We start from the raw sequence: 1,404 nt of genomic DNA, 5'->3' as shown, positions 1-1,404 counted from the left end.
ATGGCTGGTGGTACCGGCAGTCGTCTCTGGCCGATGTCTCGCGAGCTTTACCCGAAACAGTTCCTCCGGCTGTACGGGCAGAACTCCATGCTGCAGGAAACCATCACCCGACTCTCGGGCCTTGAAATCCATGAACCGATGGTCATCTGTAACGAAGAGCACCGCTTCCTGGTGGCCGAACAGCTGCGCCAGCTCAACAGGCTGTCCAACAACATTATTCTCGAGCCGGTCGGGCGCAACACCGCCCCGGCCATTGCTCTGGCGGCCCTTCAGGCCACCCGCCACGGTGACGACCCGCTGATGCTGGTCCTCGCCGCCGACCATATCATCAATAACCAGCCGGTCTTCCACGACGCCATCCGCGTCGCCGAGCAGTATGCCGATGAAGGCCACCTGGTCACCTTCGGTATCGTGCCGAACGCCCCGGAAACCGGCTACGGCTACATCCAGCGCGGCGTGGCCCTCACCGACAGCGCTCACACCCCGTACCAGGTGGCCCGCTTCGTGGAGAAGCCGGACCGCGAGCGCGCTGAGGCCTACCTCGCCTCCGGGGAGTACTACTGGAACAGCGGCATGTTTATGTTCCGCGCCAAAAAATACCTCTCCGAGCTGGCCAAATTCCGCCCGGATATCCTCGAAGCCTGTCAGGCCGCGGTCAATGCCGCCGACAACGGCAGCGACTTCATCAGCATCCCGCATGACATTTTCTGCGAGTGCCCGGACGAGTCCGTGGACTACGCGGTGATGGAGAAAACCGCCGACGCGGTGGTGGTCGGTCTCGATGCCGACTGGAGCGACGTCGGCTCCTGGTCCGCCCTGTGGGAGGTCAGCCCGAAAGATGAGCAGGGCAACGTCCTGAGCGGCGACGCGTGGGTGCATAACAGCGAAAACTGCTACATCAACAGCGACGAGAAGCTGGTGGCGGCCATCGGCGTGGAGAATCTGGTGATTGTCAGCACCAAGGACGCCGTGCTGGTGATGAACCGCGAACGTTCCCAGGACGTGAAGAAGGCGGTCGAGTTCCTCAAGCAGAACCAGCGCAGCGAGTACAAGCGCCACCGCGAGATTTACCGTCCCTGGGGCCGCTGCGACGTGGTGGTCCAGACCCCGCGCTTCAACGTCAACCGTATCACCGTGAAACCGGGCGGCGCCTTCTCGATGCAGATGCACCACCACCGCGCCGAGCACTGGGTCATTCTCGCCGGCACCGGCCAGGTGACGGTCAACGGCAAGCAGTTCCTGCTGACCGAGAACCAGTCCACCTTTATTCCGATTGGCGCCGAGCACAGCCTGGAAAACCCGGGCCGCATTCCGCTGGAAGTGCTGGAGATCCAGTCGGGGTCGTACCTCGGCGAGGACGACATTATTCGTATTAAAGACCAGTATGGTCGTTGCTAATTTTTT

Annotated in this window: 1 protein-coding gene; it reads left to right on the top strand. The window is 61.9% G+C overall.

Annotated elements, in window-relative coordinates:
• Positions 1–1,398, top strand: a 1,398-nt coding sequence (locus tag ABLV04_RS08380; protein ID WP_032453454.1) for a mannose-1-phosphate guanylyltransferase/mannose-6-phosphate isomerase, incomplete at its 5' end; no start/stop codon positions are given.
• Positions 1,399–1,404 lie beyond the last annotated feature (6 nt).

Source organism: Klebsiella sp. JN_Kp127, assembly GCF_040062505.1.
Taxonomy (GTDB): domain Bacteria; phylum Pseudomonadota; class Gammaproteobacteria; order Enterobacterales; family Enterobacteriaceae; genus Klebsiella; species Klebsiella quasipneumoniae.
Note: the sequence above shows the minus strand (reverse complement) of the source record. Positions and strands in the feature narration are given on the sequence as shown.